At 49.6% G+C, this 18,541-nt stretch carries 19 protein-coding genes; 5 read left to right on the top strand and 14 right to left on the bottom strand.

Going from position 1 to position 18,541, the window contains the following annotated elements; translation table 11 throughout:
- Positions 1–35 precede the first annotated feature (35 nt).
- Positions 36–1,067: a Holliday junction branch migration DNA helicase RuvB gene (gene ruvB, locus ABD031_RS04105; protein WP_343848665.1), complete on the top strand. Its 1,032-nt coding sequence runs from the start codon at positions 36–38 to the stop codon at positions 1,065–1,067.
- Between the two features lie 109 nt (positions 1,068–1,176).
- On the opposite strand, the gene ABD031_RS04100 is transcribed toward ruvB, so the two are convergent.
- From ABD031_RS04100 to ABD031_RS04070, 7 genes are all read right to left on the bottom strand, one after another.
- On the bottom strand, positions 1,177–2,070 hold the full coding sequence (locus tag ABD031_RS04100; RefSeq protein ID WP_343848663.1) for an SMP-30/gluconolactonase/LRE family protein: 894 nt from the start codon (positions 2,068–2,070) through the stop codon (positions 1,177–1,179).
- A gap of 220 nt (positions 2,071–2,290) precedes the next feature.
- Positions 2,291–3,178 (bottom strand): sugar phosphate isomerase/epimerase family protein, encoded by an 888-nt coding sequence (locus tag ABD031_RS04095; RefSeq protein WP_343848661.1) that lies wholly within the window; start codon positions 3,176–3,178, stop codon positions 2,291–2,293.
- A 22-nt stretch (positions 3,179–3,200) separates the two neighbouring features.
- Positions 3,201–3,992, bottom strand: a complete 792-nt coding sequence (locus ABD031_RS04090; RefSeq protein WP_343848659.1) for an SDR family NAD(P)-dependent oxidoreductase — start codon at positions 3,990–3,992, stop codon at positions 3,201–3,203.
- A gap of 1 nt (position 3,993) precedes the next feature.
- Positions 3,994–5,037, bottom strand: a complete 1,044-nt coding sequence (locus tag ABD031_RS04085; protein WP_343848656.1) for a zinc-binding dehydrogenase — start codon at positions 5,035–5,037, stop codon at positions 3,994–3,996.
- Positions 5,038–5,041: 4 nt separating this feature from the next.
- Positions 5,042–5,749: an orotidine 5'-phosphate decarboxylase / HUMPS family protein gene (locus tag ABD031_RS04080; protein WP_343848654.1), complete on the bottom strand. Its 708-nt coding sequence runs from the start codon at positions 5,747–5,749 to the stop codon at positions 5,042–5,044.
- 295 nt (positions 5,750–6,044) lie between these two features.
- A complete protein-coding gene (locus ABD031_RS04075; RefSeq protein WP_343848652.1) occupies positions 6,045–7,115 on the bottom strand; it encodes a dipeptidase in 1,071 nt (356 codons plus the stop codon).
- A 3-nt stretch (positions 7,116–7,118) separates the two neighbouring features.
- Entirely contained in the window at positions 7,119–7,829 is a 711-nt protein-coding gene (locus ABD031_RS04070) for an SAM-dependent methyltransferase (RefSeq protein WP_343848651.1), read from the bottom strand.
- A 92-nt stretch (positions 7,830–7,921) separates the two neighbouring features.
- Between ABD031_RS04070 and ABD031_RS04065 the strand changes: the two genes are divergently transcribed.
- Positions 7,922–9,256 carry an amidohydrolase family protein gene (locus tag ABD031_RS04065; protein WP_343848650.1) on the top strand — a complete coding sequence of 445 codons (1,335 nt, stop codon included), beginning with the start codon at positions 7,922–7,924 and terminating at the stop codon, positions 9,254–9,256.
- Between the two features lie 112 nt (positions 9,257–9,368).
- Here ABD031_RS04065 and ABD031_RS04060 read toward each other — a convergent pair whose 3' ends face one another.
- The 4 genes from ABD031_RS04060 to ABD031_RS04045 all read right to left on the bottom strand — a co-directional run bounded on the left by ABD031_RS04060 (position 9,369) and on the right by ABD031_RS04045 (position 12,393).
- A complete protein-coding gene (locus ABD031_RS04060; RefSeq protein ID WP_343848648.1) occupies positions 9,369–10,334 on the bottom strand; it encodes a virulence RhuM family protein/type II toxin-antitoxin system death-on-curing family toxin in 966 nt (321 codons plus the stop codon).
- A 91-nt stretch (positions 10,335–10,425) separates the two neighbouring features.
- Entirely contained in the window at positions 10,426–11,184 is a 759-nt protein-coding gene (locus tag ABD031_RS04055) for an alpha/beta fold hydrolase (protein ID WP_343848646.1), read from the bottom strand.
- A gap of 71 nt (positions 11,185–11,255) precedes the next feature.
- Positions 11,256–11,606 carry a four helix bundle protein gene (locus ABD031_RS04050; protein ID WP_343848644.1) on the bottom strand — a complete coding sequence of 117 codons (351 nt, stop codon included), beginning with the start codon at positions 11,604–11,606 and terminating at the stop codon, positions 11,256–11,258.
- Between the two features lie 55 nt (positions 11,607–11,661).
- Positions 11,662–12,393 (bottom strand): pyridoxine 5'-phosphate synthase, encoded by a 732-nt coding sequence (locus ABD031_RS04045; RefSeq protein ID WP_343848642.1) that lies wholly within the window; start codon positions 12,391–12,393, stop codon positions 11,662–11,664.
- A gap of 80 nt (positions 12,394–12,473) precedes the next feature.
- On the opposite strand from ABD031_RS04045, the gene ABD031_RS04040 reads away from it, so the two are divergent.
- Genes ABD031_RS04040 through ABD031_RS04030 form a run of 3 tightly spaced genes read left to right on the top strand, consistent with a single transcriptional unit; the run spans position 12,474 to position 14,020 of the window.
- Entirely contained in the window at positions 12,474–12,923 is a 450-nt protein-coding gene (locus tag ABD031_RS04040; protein ID WP_343848640.1) for a GatB/YqeY domain-containing protein, read from the top strand.
- A gap of 1 nt (position 12,924) precedes the next feature.
- On the top strand, positions 12,925–13,470 hold the full coding sequence (locus ABD031_RS04035) for a CvpA family protein (RefSeq protein ID WP_343848638.1): 546 nt from the start codon (positions 12,925–12,927) through the stop codon (positions 13,468–13,470).
- Entirely contained in the window at positions 13,454–14,020 is a 567-nt protein-coding gene (locus ABD031_RS04030) for an anthranilate synthase component II (RefSeq protein ID WP_343849137.1), read from the top strand. Before ABD031_RS04035 ends, ABD031_RS04030 begins: the two co-directional genes overlap by 17 nt.
- Positions 14,021–14,224: 204 nt before the next feature.
- On the opposite strand, the gene lolA1 is transcribed toward ABD031_RS04030, so the two are convergent.
- Genes lolA1 through ABD031_RS04015 form a run of 3 tightly spaced genes read right to left on the bottom strand, consistent with a single transcriptional unit; the run spans position 14,225 to position 18,517 of the window.
- The gene (gene lolA1 / locus ABD031_RS04025) at positions 14,225–14,878 is read right to left on the bottom strand and encodes an outer membrane lipoprotein periplasmic chaperone LolA1 (RefSeq protein ID WP_343848635.1); all 654 of its coding nucleotides are present in this window, start codon (positions 14,876–14,878) and stop codon (positions 14,225–14,227) included.
- A 31-nt stretch (positions 14,879–14,909) separates the two neighbouring features.
- Entirely contained in the window at positions 14,910–17,423 is a 2,514-nt protein-coding gene (locus ABD031_RS04020; RefSeq protein WP_343848632.1) for an FtsK/SpoIIIE family DNA translocase, read from the bottom strand.
- Positions 17,424–17,476: 53 nt separating this feature from the next.
- Positions 17,477–18,517 (bottom strand): quinone-dependent dihydroorotate dehydrogenase, encoded by a 1,041-nt coding sequence (locus tag ABD031_RS04015; protein ID WP_343848629.1) that lies wholly within the window; start codon positions 18,515–18,517, stop codon positions 17,477–17,479.
- Positions 18,518–18,541 lie beyond the last annotated feature (24 nt).

Below are 18,541 nucleotides of genomic sequence, written 5' to 3'. Positions count from 1 at the left end.
GTGTTTTGTTTATATTTGCGCGTACCCCAAGCACCATGAGAGAAGATTACCTGAGCGGAGACGAAGAGCAGTTGAGTCCAAAAGACAAGGAATTTGAGCGGGCTTTGCGGCCGCTGAGTTTCGAGGACTTTACAGGACAAGCTAAGATTATCGAAAACCTCCGGGTCTTTGTCCATGCGGCCAAAAAGCGAAATGAGCCGCTCGATCATGTGCTGCTGCATGGTCCTCCCGGTTTGGGAAAAACTACCCTCAGCAATATCATTGCCAATGAACTTCGCACCGGGATCAAGATTACCTCAGGTCCCGTTCTCGACAAACCCTCCGATCTAGCAGGTTTACTCACTAATCTGGACGAAGGGGATGTACTTTTTATCGATGAGATCCACCGCCTGAATCCCATCGTGGAGGAATATCTCTATTCGGCGATGGAGGACTTTCGCATCGACATCATGCTGGACTCCGGGCCAAACGCCCGAACGGTCCAGATTTCGCTCAGCCCATTTACACTGATCGGCGCGACGACGAGGTCAGGCTTATTAACCTCACCGCTTCGAGCACGGTTTGGGATCAATTCCCGACTGGAATACTACGATGCGAAACTCTTGACCGACATTGTAATCCGTTCGGCGGGGATTTTGCAAACGCCGATCGATGAGATTGCAGCCTACGAAATCGCCCGAAGAAGCCGCGGCACGCCGCGGATCTCCAACATGCTGCTACGCCGCACCCGGGATTTTGCTGAGGTAAAAGGCAACGGCACCATCACCTTGGAGATCGCCAAGATTGCGCTGAATGCACTGGATGTGGATGAAAATGGTCTGGACGAGATGGACAACCGCATCCTGCTGACCATTATCGAAAAGTTCAAAGGCGGCCCCGTCGGACTCAGTACCATTGCTACCGCCTGCAGTGAGGAGTCGGAGACGATCGAGGAAGTTTATGAGCCTTTCCTGATTCAGGAAGGCTACCTGAAGCGAACCTCGCGAGGACGTGTTGCTACGGAGCTGGCCTATGAGCACCTCCGCATCAAGCCTACCGGAGCGAGCGGAACCTTGTTTGACCTGTAGCCGAGCGCAGGGTCAGATCATGGTGGGATTTCCCCAGGACAAAGTCTCCTTTTCCGAGAATTTGGTTCCTCGTAGCTAGGCCGCAAATAATTGCCAAACACCCCTGCTCCTAGTCGGCCAAATTACTCCGATACCCAGGGACGCTTACCTTTGCCAAGAAGACATCCCCGCTTTGCGGATATTTTTCCAGCTGTTCGCGAGAAAGATTTTCTTGGGCCGTGGTGATCAACAGCGTATCCAAGTTTTCCCCTCCAAAACAGCAAGAGGTGACATGCGGCACCGGGAGGTCAATCTGATCGAGGAGTTCCCCGGTTTTTGGGTTCCAGCGATAGACCCCAGACCCACCGTAATGCGATACCCAAAGCATTCCTTCCTGATCGATGCACATCCCATCTGGGAATCCCAATTCGGAAGGCACCTCCACAGCAACTTTGCGAAGATGAATCCCCCCCGATTCCGACTCAAAAGCGAATTCCCTTACCTGACGAGTCGGCGTGTCGATAAAGTAAAAGGTCTTGAGGTCTTCTGTCCAGGCCATTCCGTTGGAGATAGTTAGGTCAGAAAGCTGCACTTCCGGCTTCAGATCTTTTCCAATCCGGTAAAGCGAACCAGCACCATCGGTAAACTTGGTGCTTAATGTTCCGATCCAGATCCTCCCTTTCGCGTCTACTTTGCCATCATTGAAGCGATGCAAATCCAATGCTTCCTCCACCCCGCAAAGCCATTCGAGCTCCTCGGTCTCCAGATCAAACCGGGCTAATTTCCGGTCCAGTCCGAGAATCAACTTCCCTTCTTGGCCTTCCAAGACAACTGCCAATCGATGTGGAAAATGCCGGGTTCTGGTCACTTCCGTGGCTAGATGATGTTCAAAAAGATTTCCCTTTTCTATATCCACCCAGAAAAAACTCTTTCGTCCGGCATGCCACAAAGGGCCCTCGCCGAGGAAACACTGGGAGGGGACGGAGGTGATGACTTGAAGTTCTGATCCTTCGTTATTCGACATTTTTTGAATTGGAAAATTGAAATATTAGAAGATTGAAAAACTGGCTTCGCGACGTGGCTCGATATCGAACTGACAGGTATTCCGAAGCGACAGAAATCCCGTCATTGGCAGCGAGTCGGAGTCTTTGAAATCCTGTCCCGATATTTTTGAAACATCAATTTCGATCCAAAAAACCCAATTCTACTCACCCCCTCGCAAATCCAATATCACAAATTCCAAATTAATTCTGCCAATACTGCGCGACCTTCTTCTTCAAAAACGCCACGCTTCTTGCCAGTTGATCCATTCCGTCCACGCCATCTTCAATGCTGATCCAGCTATCGAAACCTACTCTTTTCAGCTCGGTGAAGATCGCGTCGTAATCATTCATTCCCTTGCCTACTTCCCCGTGACTCAAACGCGCTGCATAGCCTACGGCTCCGCCTTCTTCGTTTCTCAAATCCTCGATCGTGCCGTACTTCAGGAATCGGTCGCTGGCATGCATGGTCACCACCCGCTCGGAAACGTCATACAGCAAATCCAAGGGGTCTTCGCCTGCCAAGAAGGTATTGCTCGGATCATAGTTCACACCAAAGTTGGGATGGTGAATGCTGCCGACCAACTTGGTGAAAATGGCTCGCTTCTGGGCAAACTCCGGATATTCCCAAAAGTCGTCCTTGTAGTGATTTTCAATGATGAGGGTGATTCCCAAAGACTGGGCATATGGCAGGCATTCCTCAATGCAATCCTTGGCTAAGTTGATCCCTTCGTCGATGGAAAGCTCGGGGCGGTACTGTCCGGAAAGGACGCGGCAGTATTTACCACCCAGCACATCGGTCATCTCGATCCAGCGCTTTTGCTTTTCGATTTCCTTTTGACGAAAGGCTTTGTCCCGATGGGTGAAGTCCGGGGAGCAACACATCATTGGAATGACCATGCCGGCATCCTCGACCATCCGGCGGAAACCTGGCCATTTTTTTTCATTTTCCATCTCCAAAAAACCGGCGTACCATTCCAGTCCGTCAATTTCTAAAGGGGTTGCCAATTTCACCCATTCGGCGATTTTCATGCTTCCATCCTTGCAAAGTGCCTGCATAAAGGCTTTGGGAAATGCTGCTATTTTGGGCATCGTATGTTTCTGAATTTTGTGGTTACTTGATTGTACTGCTGTCTTTTGGAAGATTTCTCCCGATCATCGGGTGCTGTTCCAGGGTGACGACTTGTCCGGAGACTGGGCCGCATTCGTCCGAAAGCCAATAAATCGCGGCGGCGGCAATTTCTTCCGGTTTTAAGATCCTTCCCGAAGGCGCGAAAATCGCCGGCAATCCTTCATACCAGGTTTCGGAAAGTCCGTGCAGTTTTTTGCGCTCCGTCTCCCGCTCGGTCAGCACCCAACCCGGGTTGATCTGATTGACACGCACGCCATATTCCCGCATCAGCGAATCACCGAGATTGCCGGTCAGTGTCATGATGGCACCCTTGGAAACGGAATAGGCAAGCAGATTGGGCTCTCCGCTCCAGGCATTGACCGAACCGATATTGAGGACATTCCCCCGGTTTTTGGTCAATTCCGGGAGTGCTTCTTGAATCAGGAGAAAAGGAGAAACGGCATTGATGTCCAGGACTTTTTGGAAAAACGCCCGATCGGTATTGTGGATGTCGGAAGCGATGACCAAAGCCGCATTGTTCACGACTGCGTCCAATTTACCAAAGGCACTAATAGCGAGGTTTACCAGATTTTCAGGGCACGTTTCCGAAGTAATGTCTTCGCAGTGGAATACCGCATTTTCTTTTCCGATTTCTTCCAAAACTTCTTGACCAAGATCCGCCTCTAAGCCGTGGAGAACTACTTTGGCTCCCTCTTCCACGCATCGCTTGGCGATGGCTTTGCCGATACCCGTGGTGCTGCCTGTGACGATGATTACTTTGTCTAGGAGGCGCATATCAGATGGGTTTTAGGACGGATTTGACCACCTGGCCGGAGTGCATTTTCTCAAAAGCCTCTTTCCATTCAGTGATCGGCCAAACACCACCGATGATCGGCTTTACATTCAGCGCACCACTTGCCAAAAGAGCAATCACTCGCTCCCAGATCGGCCAGTTGTGGCTGAAGCTGCCTTGAAGACGGATATTTTTCTGTACAATCGGGTCTATGGAAAAGTTGAGCGGCTGAGGTCCCCAACCCACTTTGGTGATCTGCCCGTTTGGACGGACGATCTTCATGGCGATCTTCAGGGTGATGCTGTGGCCAGCGGCATCGATGATGAGGTCCGCGCCCAGTCCATCCCGCTTTCTTGCCCAAGCTTCTGCTGCATCTTCCCCGATCAGGGGCTCACATCCGTAAGCCTGTCGGGCGATTTCGAGTCTGCCCCGATCAGCTTCCAAGCCAAGAATCCCAACTTCTGCTCCACAAAGTCTTGCCATAGCCGCGCAAAGAATCCCGATTGTACCTGGACCAATTACAATTACTCGGTCTCCCGGTTTGATACTGGAGTTACCGACCACGGAGTTGTAGGCTACGCAGCAAGGTTCGGTAAGGCAGGCCTCTTCGAAGGAAAGGTTTGCGGGTACATTGTGCAGACAGCGGGCAGGCACACGGACAAATCGGGTCATGGCTCCATTTACGCCATAGCCAAAACCTTTGCGGGTGGGGTCGAGGTTATACAGCCCCACTTTGCTCATGGGATTTTGTGTGCTGATCACAGCGGCAGTCTCAGAGACTACGCGGTCGCCTACGTTCCAACCCGAAACTCTTGATCCGAGGGCAGCTATCTTGCCGCCAAACTCGTGCCCCAGCACGACCGGATAGTTTACCGGCCAACTGTGGTCAGAAGTCCACTGGTGAAGATCGCTTCCGCAGACCCCCACGTTTTCTACTTCGAGAAGGATGTCTTCGTCGCCAATTTCAGGCACTGGAATCTCCCGAATTTCGACAGAGTATTTTTCTTCGGCGTAGTTGACTACTGCCGCATTTTTGGTGCTTGACATAGGGTTAGGCTTTTTGGGGAAAAACAGTTTGTTGAGCGTGTATTGCTTGGCAGATCATGCGTAGAGAATCTTCCAGGTTTCCATCGGCAGTCTTGAAAGAATCCGCGTCGATGGTCAGAGGGGCTCCGAGTACGACAAGAGGAGCGCCATATTGTGGGCATTTGATCGCCTGCTCCAGGGAAAGACCTCCCACGGCCTGCACCGGAATGTTGACGGCGGCGACTACTTCGCGCAGCTGATCCAAAGGACTCGGCATGCGATTGCCAGAGGCCGCTATCCCTCTCCGCTCATCGTATCCGATGTGGTGGATGACATAGTCGCATCCGAGGTCTTCCAAAAATTTAGCTCCGTCGATCATATTTGGGCAGATCATGTTGTCTCCCATCACCTGAACACCGAAGTCTTTACCAGCTTTTACCACACACTTAATCGTCTCGGCATGTGCACGGGCCATGACTACGACATGGGTGGCACCGGCTTTGGCCATCATTTCGGCTTCGAGATAGCCGCCGTCCATGGTTTTGAGATCGGCTACGATAGGCACTCCGGGGAAAGCCTCTCTGAGCTTTCTCACCCCGTGCAGCCCCTCGGCCAAGATCAGTGGAGTGCCAGCTTCTAGCCAGTCAACACCGGCTCGCATAGCCAAAGCAGCTGTCTCCAGTGCTTCATCGATATTCGTCAGATCCAGGGAAATCTGTACAATAGGTTTCATATAATTTCGGGTTTTGGATTTGGACAGGAAAAAGTCAATTTATACAATATTCCTTCAGTAAATACCCCGAAACGGACTTAAAGGACTATTCCAGCGAGGGACTTCCTCCTAATTTTCACCCAAAACAATCCCGAATCCTCAATGCAAATTTCCTTTGTCAATCCAATTGTCTGCAGGATTGCGATTCCTTGGAAATGACCAAATCCTTTTTTCCACAGGGATAAAAAAAGTCTTCCGTGTTTAAAACCTGAAAAATCGAAGAAGCAAGTTAGGCAAGTCGCTAATCAAGAAAAGATTAAGACCAAGCTCTCTTCAAAAAATTCAACCAATTGCCATGCATAACTTTTTCCACATCAGCTTCTGAATATCCTCTTGAGCGAAGCAGATCAGGAATTTTCTGTAAGTCTGCGATCGTCTCCAGATCATGGGGGCTTTGCTCGGTGCCAAAAGCGCCGTCCAAGTCCGAGCCGATGCCAATATGGTTGGCGTTGCCGGCTACTTGACAGATATGGTCCATGTGGTCAATTACCGTAGCGATCGTCACGTTTCTTTCCTTCGGTGTGGACTTTCCCCGTTCCCATCCCGGACTGAGCATCCAGGCATCAAATGCACCACCGATCACCGCGCCTCTATCTACCAGCGCTTTGATCATCTCGTCGGAGAATTGGCGATTGTGGTCCACCAAAGCCCTCACATTGTTGTGGCTGGCCCAGACAGGGCCTTGGTAGATTTCCAAGGCATCCCAAAAGGCCAAATCGCAAAGATGCGTTGCGTCGAGAATGATCCCCAATTCGTCCATTTTTTTGACCAGTTCCTTTCCTTGAGAGTTAAGCGGGGCTGAAGCGTCAGTGCCATGGGCATAGCGGCCCGGCCCATAGTGTGCCGGCCCCATAGCTCGTAGGCCACTTTCGTAGGCTTTTTCCAAATAATCCAGGTTGACAATCGAGTCGGCGCCTTCCAGCGAAAGGATAAAGCCGACCGGTTTTTCGTCAGTTTTTTCACCGTCCTTCCAGAGCGCCACATGGCTCTCCAACCCACTGAGGTTACGGATCTGCGCCATTTCACCTTTTTCAACCATCGCTTGGTACCAAGCCAGTTGACCTTGAGTTTGGGCCCAAGCCTGCTCGGGAGAATGCCAGCCGGGCAGCGGATTGTCGGGAGCAACATAGCGCCCGATCTGGGTGGCAACGACGAGTCCGGCATTTCCTTTGCGGAGATCCGGAAGGGAAACGGTCGCATTGCAACGGTCGGGCTTATCATTCATTCCCTTTTCCCGAGCGTTGATTTCGGCCGCAGGCCGCATGAGATCCCGGTTCCACTCCAGGGCATTCATACTCAGGTCAAGATGGGCATCGATGGTAAACATGGCTTAGAAGCTTTGGAGGACAAAAACGGTGGGGATTTTATGCAGGTCGATCGGGAAATTCTTCCAATCTGCGACGGTTTTGGTTTGGATAAATTCGTCCTGTGCGGTCAGGTTCTTTGCAATGCAGAGCTTCGTTTGGGGAGAAAGTGAAGCCAGTGCATCCTCCAGCATTTGATTGTTTCGGAAAGGGGTTTCCATGAAAATCTGGCTTCGCCTTTCTTTCAGCGATTCGGCTTCGAGCCTTCTCAATGCCGCTGCGCGCTCCTTTTTGTCAATCGGGAGATAGCCATGGAAGGCGAAAGACTGGCCGGAGAATCCGGAACCCATCAGCGCCAAAAACATCGAACTGGGACCAGAGATGGGCACGACTTGGATTCCTTTTTGGTGGGCGTAGGCAACTGCCAAGGCTCCCGGGTCGGCAATGCCGGGGCATCCAGCCTCCGAGATTACGCCCACGTCAGCCCCATTCATCAGGGGCTGCATGAGCCGGTTGATAAACTCAGGCGGTGTTCCTTTGTCCAGGATTTCCATGTGCACTTCCTCCAGATTTACCCCCAACTTGAGGCTTGAGATATATCGGCGCGCGGAGCGGGGATTTTCGACCAAGAAGATCTTGGTATGTGCGATGACTTCCTGTACTTGTGGTGAAATCACCCAATGGGCCGTGTTGTCGGCTAATACATTGGGGATTAAAAAGAGCTTTCCTTTGGGCATTTAAGCAATCGTGAATTGGGGGTCGAAAGTTAAGTTTTAAAGCCCAAATTCATTATCTTTTTTACGCAAATCACCTTCCTAAAATTTTAACCATGAGACATTCGCTTTCACTTTTCGTGCTTTTGTTTTTCCTTTTTACCCAGGCTTTTTCCCAACAAACAAAGGCCCTGGTAGGCGGCACCTTGATCGACGGCTTCGGAGGCGTCCCCATTCGGAACTCAATCATCCTTATCGAGGGCGAGCGCATCAAAGCTGTTGGCCAAGTCGGAAGTCTGGAGATCCCAGCTGAAGCTGAGATCATCTCCACCGAGGGTATGAGCGTGCTGCCCGGCTTGTGGGACATGCATGTCCACCTCATGCTCAACGGCCACAGCGACTATACCCATTGGGATAGCACTTATATCGACGTGTTTGAATCGGTGATTATGCCTTCTTCGGCGCATCAGCTGCTGATGGCAGGGGTCACGAGTGCTAGGGACTTGGGTGCGCCGCTAGAAGCCAGTATCATTGTGCGCGATCGGATCAACAAGGGCGAAATCCCCGGTCCTACGATATATGTCTCGGGGCCCTTTATCCAAAAAGCTCCCTATCCCAATACCGAAGCCTTCCGATGGGGTGTAAACGGCGCGGCTGATGCACGTGCGAAAGTAAAAAAACTCATTGATGCGGGAGTAGATGTGATCAAGCTGATCGATCAGGATCAAATGACTTTGGAGGAAGCGCAGGCGGTAGTGGACGAGGCGCACAAGTATGGAAAGATGGTGGTCGGTCACTCCCACCGTCCAGAGGAGATCCGAATTGGGCTAAAGATCGGCGTGGACAATTTCGAACACACTGGCTTAAGCACTGCTCCTGAGTACCCAGAGGACATCATGCTGCTAATCAAAGAACGCGCTGCAAAGATGAACCTAGGCCCGCTGTTTTGGACACCGACCGTGGAGGGCTTGTTCAATTACGAAGCCGTCCGAGACAATCCTGAAAAGCTAGACGATCCCTCTTGGCACTTGGGCTTGCCGGATTCTATTATTCGCGATATCCGGGCCTCGCTTCGCTATCCGGGACGGATGTCCTATTTCCAGTTGACTCCTGTGAGAAAGCCGACGCTGTCACGGAAGTTTGCCCAACTCAAGGAAAGCGGGGTGGTAATGCTGGTCGGCACCGACAGCGGGATTCCGATGAAATTCCACAGCCAAAGCACTTGGAACGAACTCGACGTATGGGTGAATCAATTCGGCATGGATCCGCTGCTGACCATCAAATCGGCTACCTATTGGCCGGCGGTAGCCATGAAAGTAGACAAGGACTACGGGACGATCTCCGAGGGAAAATACGCCGATATCATTGCCGTGAGAGGTGACGTGCTACGCTACATCAACCTACTCCAGGACGTAGACATGGTCGTGAAACATGGCAAGAGAGTGAAGTAGGCAGGGATATTTCAAATACTAAAAAGGCTTGAAGTCTCAGTCGATTTCAAGCCTTTTTAGATTACAACTTCTTATCCCAAAAACTTCCGCATCTCCTCCACCACGGCAAGACTCAGTTAGCTTTATTGATGGAGTTGATGATTACCAGGATCATCAACTCTTTTTCTTCCGGCTTGCTCAATGCAATCATAAGGGTAATCGCCGCCAAGGCATTGTTTGCGATTTTTGAAATGCCCTTGTCATTTAAGAGGTAGTCATTTTTTGCTAGATACCACACAAACAGCCAAGCGGCAATTCGCTTATTGCCGTCGGTAAAAGAATGGTTTTTGACTACAAAGTAGAGTAAGTGAGCAGCCTTTTCTTCGATGCTTGGATAGAGGTCTTTGCCTTCAAAAGTCTGTTTGATCGCAGAGATGGAACCCCTGAAGGTGTCGTCTTTTTCATTTCCGAATAAAGGCGAGCCGCCATATTTCTCCCGAAGTTCAGCGATCGCTTGTTTCGCTTCCGGATATTCTATCTGGAAAGTTGGGTTCTCTTCTACGTTTTCGATTTGTAGATTTTGCTTGTCATATCCATCCAAGATATCCAAGCCAAGAGCATACCCTGATAGCACGTCGATGATTTCCTTGACCTGGGACTTGGAAAAATCCTCCGAAAGTGCTGCCTCTCGGATCAGTTTGAATGATTGCTGAAGTTGTGCTAGCCTTTTGTGGTTTACAGAATAGCCTTTGATGAGATGGTCTTTGAGTCGTTGGGTAGCCCATTGCCGAAACTGCGTTCCTCTTTGAGACTTTACCCTATAGCCAACCGATATAATAACATCAAGATTGTAGTAATCTAGTTTTCTTTGTACTTCCCTATCTCCTTCCATTTGAACTGTCGCAATTTTTGCGACAGTTGCGATTTTATCTAATTCACCATCGGCAAAAACATTATTTAAATGCTTTCCGATAGTCTTAATATCTCGACCAAACAAAAATGCAAGTTGGGAACGATTGAGCCAAACAGTCTCATCCTCAAATCTTACCTCAATCTGGGTTTCTCCATTGGCTTGATAGATTTCTAAGGAGCTTGGCATCGTTTAAAAAAACAGGTTAGAAGAAATTTTGAATTTAGGGAAAGGCAATTCAAAAAAGTTTAAAAAATTGGGGAGGGTAGTATTGGAAAAGCTACCCCAAAAACTTCCGCATCTCCTCCACCACTGCATGCGGCTGCTCGGCATGGAGCCAGTGGCCTGCATTGGCAATGAATTCCAATTGGTAATTTGGGAAGTGGGCTTCTAAGTCGGGCAGGTCTTTTTGCTGGACATAGTTGGAATTGGCACCCGCGAGAAAGAGCGTCGGTCCATCGAAATGACTTCCTTCGGAAAGGGCCTCGCCTACGTTTTCAATGTTTTTGGTGATCACGGGCAGGTTGATCTTCCAAACGAATCCCTCCGAATCCCGGCTCAGACTTTTGAGCAAAAACTGACGGACTCCGAGTTCGGGAATGTATTTCGCCAATTGCTCGTCGGCGTCTTTTCGGGACTGGATAGACTTGAGTTCGAGGGAATTCAAGCCCTCCAAGATCGATTCGTGATGCACCGGATAGTATCTCGGTGCGATGTCCGCCACGATCAGCTTTTCGACCCGTTCGGGGTATTTTACGGCAAAGTTCATCGCCGTCTTCCCTCCCATAGAGTGTCCCATGAGGTAGATTTTCTCCAAGCCGTCGGCATCCAAAAGTTCCTTTAAATCTTCTACCATCGCTGCATAATCCCACTCATCGGAATGCGGGGAGTCGCCGTGATTTCGCTGGTCGATAAGGTAAAGCGTATAATGCTCTACCAGTTCTTTTGCAATGGAAAACCAATTGTCCAACGAACCAAACAGGCCGTGGAGAATGACAAGTGGAGGGCCGGAGCCGGATTTTTTAAAGTTGAGTGTCATTATTTCTTGTCAACGGTCGACTGTCCACGGACGACAGCCGATGGGTGGTAAAATTAAGATTCATCGCTGATTTAAAATGAGTTCTTCAGCGCTTGGATTTTTATAATCATTCCTTCATAAGCGGTATACATCCTTGAGAAATCATCCTCAGTGATGATGTGTCGTTTTCTTCCCAAATGCAAACAATTGACCACTTCTATTGCTGAGCGATTGGCATATCCTAGGAACTTCTTAAACTCAGCATCCGACTGGCCTGTGGAGCCCTCGGCAATGTTCAAAGCAACAGAATCCGCGGCGCGCTGCATTTGCGCACTCAACACAAATCGCTCCTCCGTGGGGAAAGTCTTGACCAATTTGCTTACTTCGGCCGACAGTTCAATCCCCTGTTCCCAGACTCTTAAGTTCTCAAATTTGAACGCCATATGTTTGAGCTTCTATTAAGGCATGAAGTACTTCGAAACAGGCAGTCGACCGTCGTCAGTTGACTGTTGACTCGATTTCTAGCTGCCTCCTATACATCTGAATCGTGTTTTCCAAGCCATAATAGAGCGCGTCGCAAACCAAAGCGTGGCCGATAGAGACCTCCTCTAGCTGTGGGATACTTTGGCACAGAAAAGCTAGATTATGAAGATCCAGATCATGGCCCGCGTTCAGGCCAAGTCCCAGTTCTTTTGCGATCAGTGCTACTTCGACATACGGCCTGACAGCTTTCTCTTTATCCTTTGGAAAAAGCGATGCATAAGGTTCGGTGTACAATTCCACCCGATCCGTGCCGATCAGCTTGGCCGGCTCGAAGTATTTCGCCTCGGGGTTGATGAAGATAGACACGCGGCAGCCGTAAGATTGGAGCTCCGCGACGATGTCTTTCAACTGGATCTGATGGGTGATCGTATCCCAGCCGGTGTTGGAAGTGATGGCATCCGGCGGATCAGGAACCAGGGTTGCTTGGGCTGGCTTCACGTCTTTGCATAGCTGCATGTAGCGCTGATCCGGATATCCCTCGATGTTGAACTCGGTGGTCACCACTTTCGCCAAGTCGAGCACATCTTGGTAGCGGATATGTCGCTCATCTGGACGGGGATGAACGGTAATTCCTTGAGAACCGAAACGCTCACAGTCGAGCGCCACCTTGACCACATCGGGATTGTTGGCTCCCCGGGCATTCCTCAGGGTGGCGATCTTGTTGATATTTACGCTTAGTTTAGTCATATCAGCTGGGAAAAATGGGTATTTTTACCCGAAATTATTTGTCCGCCTTGGCGGATTGAAGAAACACAAACTTAGGACTAATGGCTTTAAAGCAGAAAGTAGATGGAGAAATAAAATCCGCAATGATTGCGAAAGACAAGGTGCGACTCACGGCCCTTCGCGCGATCAAATCCATGATTCTATTGGAAGAAACCAAGGAAGGATTCAATGGTGTGCTCTCCGAAGACCAGGAAATGACCTTGCTGACCAAAGCGGCCAAGCAGCGCAAAGACTCTGCAGACATCTATCAGCAGCAAAACAGAGCTGACTTGCTGGAAGTGGAAATGGCGGAATTGGCCGTGATCCAGGAATTTCTTCCCGCAGCCATGACGGAGGAAGAACTCACCGCAGCGATTCAAGAAATCATCACTCAAGTCGGTGCAACCAGCCCAAAAGATATGGGCAAGGTGATGGGTGCAACCAAGGCCTTGGCTGGAAAGGCTGACGGTAAAGCAATAGCGGATAAAGTCAAAGCTCTTTTGAACAACTGATTTGGCAACGGTTGATATTGTCCTTTTAATTTTACTTTCATTTGGAGCCTATGAGGGCTACAAGAAGGGCTTATTGCTCAGCATTGTAGGCCTCATAGGCTTTGTTTTGGCGATCATCCTCGGGGTCTATTTCATGGATCCGGTGAGTAAATACCTCGCCAATCACCTTGATTCTCTCAGCTTTGCCTTTCCGGTTATCGCTTTTTTGATCGTATTCGGCATCACCATGGCTCTTGTGGGCATCGCGGGTTGGGTGTTGAAAAAGATGATGAACATGATCCTGCTTGGAGGATTGGACAGTATAGGTGGGGCGATTTTGGGTATCGTGAAAACTGCCTTTTTCATTAGTTTCTTTCTCTGGCTGGCCAATCTTTACGATCTGAAAATGGCCAAAGATTGGAGTGCCAAAAGCGAGTACCTTCAATACATCGACCCGTTGGCACCTGCCGTGATTTGGATGCTTGAGCCGATTGTACCCAAGGTCAGCGAGCTTCAAAAGACTATCATAGAGATCGTGGATGGATTCAGGGATGCTGCTGCTGATTGACAATTTTGATTCCTTCAGCCATATTCTCGCCGACCTGATCCGGCAAACGGGAGAGGAACTAATCATCCTGAGAAATGATATACCTCTGACAGACCTTGAGCACATTGACTTTCAAGGTCTGATTCTTTCTCCGGGCCCAGGAGTTCCGTCTAGCTCAGGCAATCTGAATGCTATTTTTGAAAAGTATCATGATCAAGTTCCGGTGTTGGGAGTCTGTCTCGGGCATCAAGCAATCGGGGAGTTTTTCGGAGCTAAGCTGGTAAAAAATCAAGTTCCAACGCACGGGAAAGTCCACACCGTCAGAAAAACCAAACCTCATTTTTTCACCCAAAATCTTCCCAACCAATTCCAAGTCACCCGCTATCATTCCCTTCAGCTGCAAAATCTACCCGACTGCCTGGAATCAATTTTGGAAATCGAGTCCGGAGAAATCATGGGAATGGCACACCGCACCTTACCAATTTTGGGTATCCAATACCATCCAGAGGCGTTTTTGACAGAATATGGGTTGGAGTTGGTTCGCGCTTGGTTGGAGGGAAACAAATTTTAGAGTGAACTCATCTTACCATCGATGTTCGACATCTACCTTTCGGTGGACGGGTTCGGATTTAAGCGTTCGGTATTTTTTAATTTAAAAATTTGCAAAGGTGTTTCAGAGTGTGCGCCAGATCTAAATCAAAAAACTAAAATCAGCCCAATTCCTTCGATACCTCCGAGATCTCGCAAATCAAAACATCGCAGGTCATAAATCCGCTTATCTCAAATCGATCACTTCAATTCCCGGATATTTTTTGGGATCAAAAACAAAGTGCTCAGTAGGAAGACTTGGCGCGGCTTTGAGATCTTTGAAGGAATAGGAAAACATCCCGCCTTGACCGTCAAACATCTCCCAACCCAGCAGATCCTTGGTCGCTTTGTCCACCATCAGTTTAACTTGCTTGAAAGGCGCATTGGCCTTCAGCGCAGTCAGTTCCACGACGTTTACGGCTTTTCCCTGATAGGTCTTATCCGCTAAAAGCTTGTAGTTGAATCCGTTTTGATACATCCTATAAACGTTAGACGGAGTCAATTCGCCTTCCATCTGACCTGCGTCGTTGATGGTTACCTCCTTGTAAGAGGCCGTCTGGATAAAAGTCCAAACGGTTTTGCCGTCGTTATAAATCTCCTGATCGGGAAGTTTCAGCCGGTATTTTTCCCCGCTGACGGCGATTTCGCCCGATTGGCGATCACCCGTACCACCGCCATCTTGGTAGGTGTAGTCAAAGCCAGCCGTGAAGCCTTTCATGCTTTGGTACTTCTGGCTCATGCCATCAAGAACGGCTTTGGCTTTACTGTCCTTTTGAGCAAAAGCTTGAAACGAAGCAAAAACGAGTGAAAAAAGAATCAGAACTAGGGAGTGAGATTTCATGAATAGGGCTGATGAAACGGTGAAACAGCTTTTACAAGCTATTCAATAACCGTTCCAAACTAGCTTCATCTTGGATTAGCACTTCGCGGGCTTTGGAGCCTTCAAAAGGCCCCACGATCCCAGCCGCTTCCAACTGATCCACGATTCTGCCTGCACGGTTATAGCCGAGTTTTAGCTTTCTCTGGATCAACGATGTACTGCCCTGCTGGTGCAAAACGATCATCTTCGCAGCTTCATCAAAAAGAGGATCTCTGTCGGAAAGATCAACACTGGAGAGCGATCCGTCTCCGTCTTCGCCCACAAACTCAGGCAAGAGGTAGGCGTCGGAATAGCCTTTTTGCTCGCCGATCCAGTCGCAGATTGCTTCCACCTCCGGCGTATCGAGGAAGGCGCACTGAATTCGCGTCATTTCAGATCCGTGGGAAAGCAGCATGTCTCCCATGCCAATCAACTGGTCTGCTCCACCTGCATCGAGGATGGTTCTGGAGTCGATTTTGGATGTCACGCGAAAGGAAAGCCGTGCCGGAAAGTTCGCTTTGATAATACCCGTGATGACATTGACCGAAGGTCTTTGCGTAGCGACGACCAAGTGAATCCCGATCGCCCGGGCAAGCTGAGCCAATCGCGCAATCGGCGCTTCAATCTCCTTGCCGGCCGTCATCATCAAGTCCGCCAATTCGTCAATCACCAAGACGATGTACGGCATGAAATAATGACCTTTCTCCGGATTGAGTTTCCGCGCAATAAACTTCGCATTGTATTCTTTGAGGTTGCGGCAACCGGCATCTTTGAGCAGATTGTATCGGTTGTCCATCTCGATACAGAGCGAGTTGAGTGTATAGATTACCTTTTTGGTATCGGTGATGATGGCTTCTTCGGCGCCGGGGAGCTTGGCGAGGAAGTGCCGCTCGATCTTGTTAAACAGCGTCAATTCCACTTTTTTGGGATCGACCAATACAAACTTCAGCTGCGAAGGATGCTTCTTGTAGATCAAGGACGCCAAGATCATGTTCAAACCGACAGACTTACCCTGACCTGTCGCACCCGCCATCAGGAGGTGAGGCATCTTGGCAAGATCAGCCACAAAGACCTCATTGGATATGGTTTTGCCCAAAGCGATCGGCAGATCCTTGTCGGATTTCAGGAATTTTTCCGTTCCCAAAACAGCTCTCGCAGGCACCAATTCCCGGTTTTTGTTCGGTACTTCGATACCGATCGTCCCCTTACCGGGAATCGGCGCAATGATACGAATCCCCAAAGCCGCCAAGCTCAAGGCAATGTCGTCTTCCAGATTTTTGATCTTTGATATTTTCACCCCGGGATTGGGAACGATCTCATACAAGGTCACAGTCGGCCCGATCGTCGCCTGAATTCCTTGGATTCCGATCTGGAAATTTTCCAAAGTCGTAACAATCTTGTCCTTGTTTTCCTGCAATTCCTGCATCGACACCGTCACCTTTTTGATGTCGTAGTCGTTCATCAAATCCAACGTAGGGTATTTGTATCGCGGCAGGTCAAGCGTCGGATCGTATGGATCCAGATTTTCGACCTCCTCCGCAGTTTTCTCTACTTCAGCTTTCTTGACAGAAAAATTCCCCTCTTTCACCGAGCTGCCTTTTTCCAATCCCTCATCCAAAAGATTAACCTGAGGAACATTAAAAACATCCTCTTCCTCCTCCGATTCCTCCACTTCCAAGCCGGGCACCGTGAACGGAATCTCCGGGGCAGATACGGATACGGGGTTTGTTTTCACCTCCCAAGAGCTCCCATCATCTGCAACGTCTTCTTCGAGTTCTTCAAAATCCCCCTCAGAATCCCCTTCGCCCGGGACGGAATTCGCTTTAGTGCGTTTGGTTTGCGCAACAGTTGATTCCTCCAAGTCGGGATCTGCCGCAGCTTTCGGAGAAAACCAATGCAACTGCTCCAATCCGAAGAATAGCACTACAAAAATCAGGAAAGCTCCAACAACCAAGATGAACGTGCCCATCCCCAAAAAGTCGCTGGAAAGCTTGGCCAGTTCATAGCCAAAACCTCCCGAAAGGAAACTCCAGTAGGAATATCCCTCCACCAAGATCACGATATACCCCATCAACAGTCCTAGCCAAGCGGTAAAAAACAGCGCAAAAACAGCGTAGCGAGTTAAGGGTATCAGGGAGAATTTGAACGTCCAACGAAATCCGATCAAAAACAGAAACGGTGGAATCAGAAAGGCCGCGATCCCAAACCAGCGGTAGATCAGCCAATGAGACGCCTGGGCACCCAAGTAGCCAACCCAATTTTGGGACTCGCGGGCCGTGTCGCGAATCGCCTGATCCGGATTGTTCATGACCAAACTCTGATCCGCAGGCCCGTTGATCAAATAGCTGACGAAGGCGATGAACAGAAAGATGGAGGCAGAAATAAGAATAATCCCCAGCGTCAGCGGAAGCTGCTTAAACTGCACCTTGGGAAGCGAGAAACTAGGCCCACTCGGCTTCTGAGGGGTCTTTTTGGTATTTTCTGATTTCTTTCGAAAGGTATTTTTGCCGGGAGATTCTAATGCCATCTAAGCTTGAAAGTACAATTTTAATTTTAGCCAAAAGGCTACTGAAAGACAACTTACCGGGAAAAATATGCCAGAAGTCCTTTTTTGATTTTTTTGATCAGGCTCGGTCCCTCATAAATCATGCCCGAGTACACCTGCACCAAGCTCGCGCCGGCCTCCAGCTTGGCGATAGCGTCTTCTGCCGAAAAAATTCCCCCCACGCCGATGATCGGAAATGCACCCTTGGATTTCTGATGCAGGTATCGGATGACTTCAGTGCTCCTTTTTGCCAACACTCGGCCACTGACCCCTCCGGCTCCGATGGCCTCAACTTCACTTTTCGCTGTGGTCAATTGTGAACGATCGATGGTCGTATTGGTCGCGATCACTCCGGCAATTCCGGTCACCTGCACGATCTCGACGATGTCGTCCAGCTGTCCATTGGTGAGATCTGGGGCAATTTTCAGAAGAATCGGTTTCGGATTTGGCTTCAGGTCGTTGGCTGATTTTACTGCCTTCAGCAATTTAGTAAGCGGCTCTTTCTCCTGTAAATCCCGAAGATTGGGCGTGTTTGGCGAACTGACGTTGACGACGAAATAATCCACATAATCGTGCAAAGCATCCAGGCAAAACAGGTAATCGTCCACCGCATTTTCGTTGGGCGTGACTTTGTTTTTGCCGATGTTGCCACCGACCAATACGCTGGATTTTCGTTTTTTCAAGCGCTCGACCGCTTCCAACACACCGCCGTTGTTGAAGCCCATACGGTTGATCAGCGATTCGTCCTGAGGTAGGCGAAACAGGCGAGGCAAGGGATTTCCTTCCTGTGGTTTCGGAGTCAATGTACCTATCTCGATAAAGCCAAAACCTAGCATCGCCAGCTCGTCAATGAGCTTGGCATCCTTGTCAAGTCCTGCGGCCAAACCCACGGGATTTTTGAATTTCAAACCAAAAACCTCCCGCTCCAACTTCGGATCGTCGAGTTCGAAGGTGGACTTAACGATAGCTTTTACCACGGGCAGGTTGAAACTCAGGTTGATCAGACTGAACGTAGTGTGATGCGCATCCTCTGGGTTTTTGAGGAAAAGCAAGGGCTTGAGCAGGGATTTGTACACGGTTGGTCGGCTTGAATTTGGTTG

Origin of the sequence: Algoriphagus jejuensis, from assembly GCF_039523455.1 — a bacterium.
GTDB lineage: Bacteria > Bacteroidota > Bacteroidia > Cytophagales > Cyclobacteriaceae > Algoriphagus > Algoriphagus jejuensis.
The sequence above is the reverse complement of the archived record's forward strand: the minus strand, read 5'-3'. Positions and strand labels throughout refer to the sequence as shown.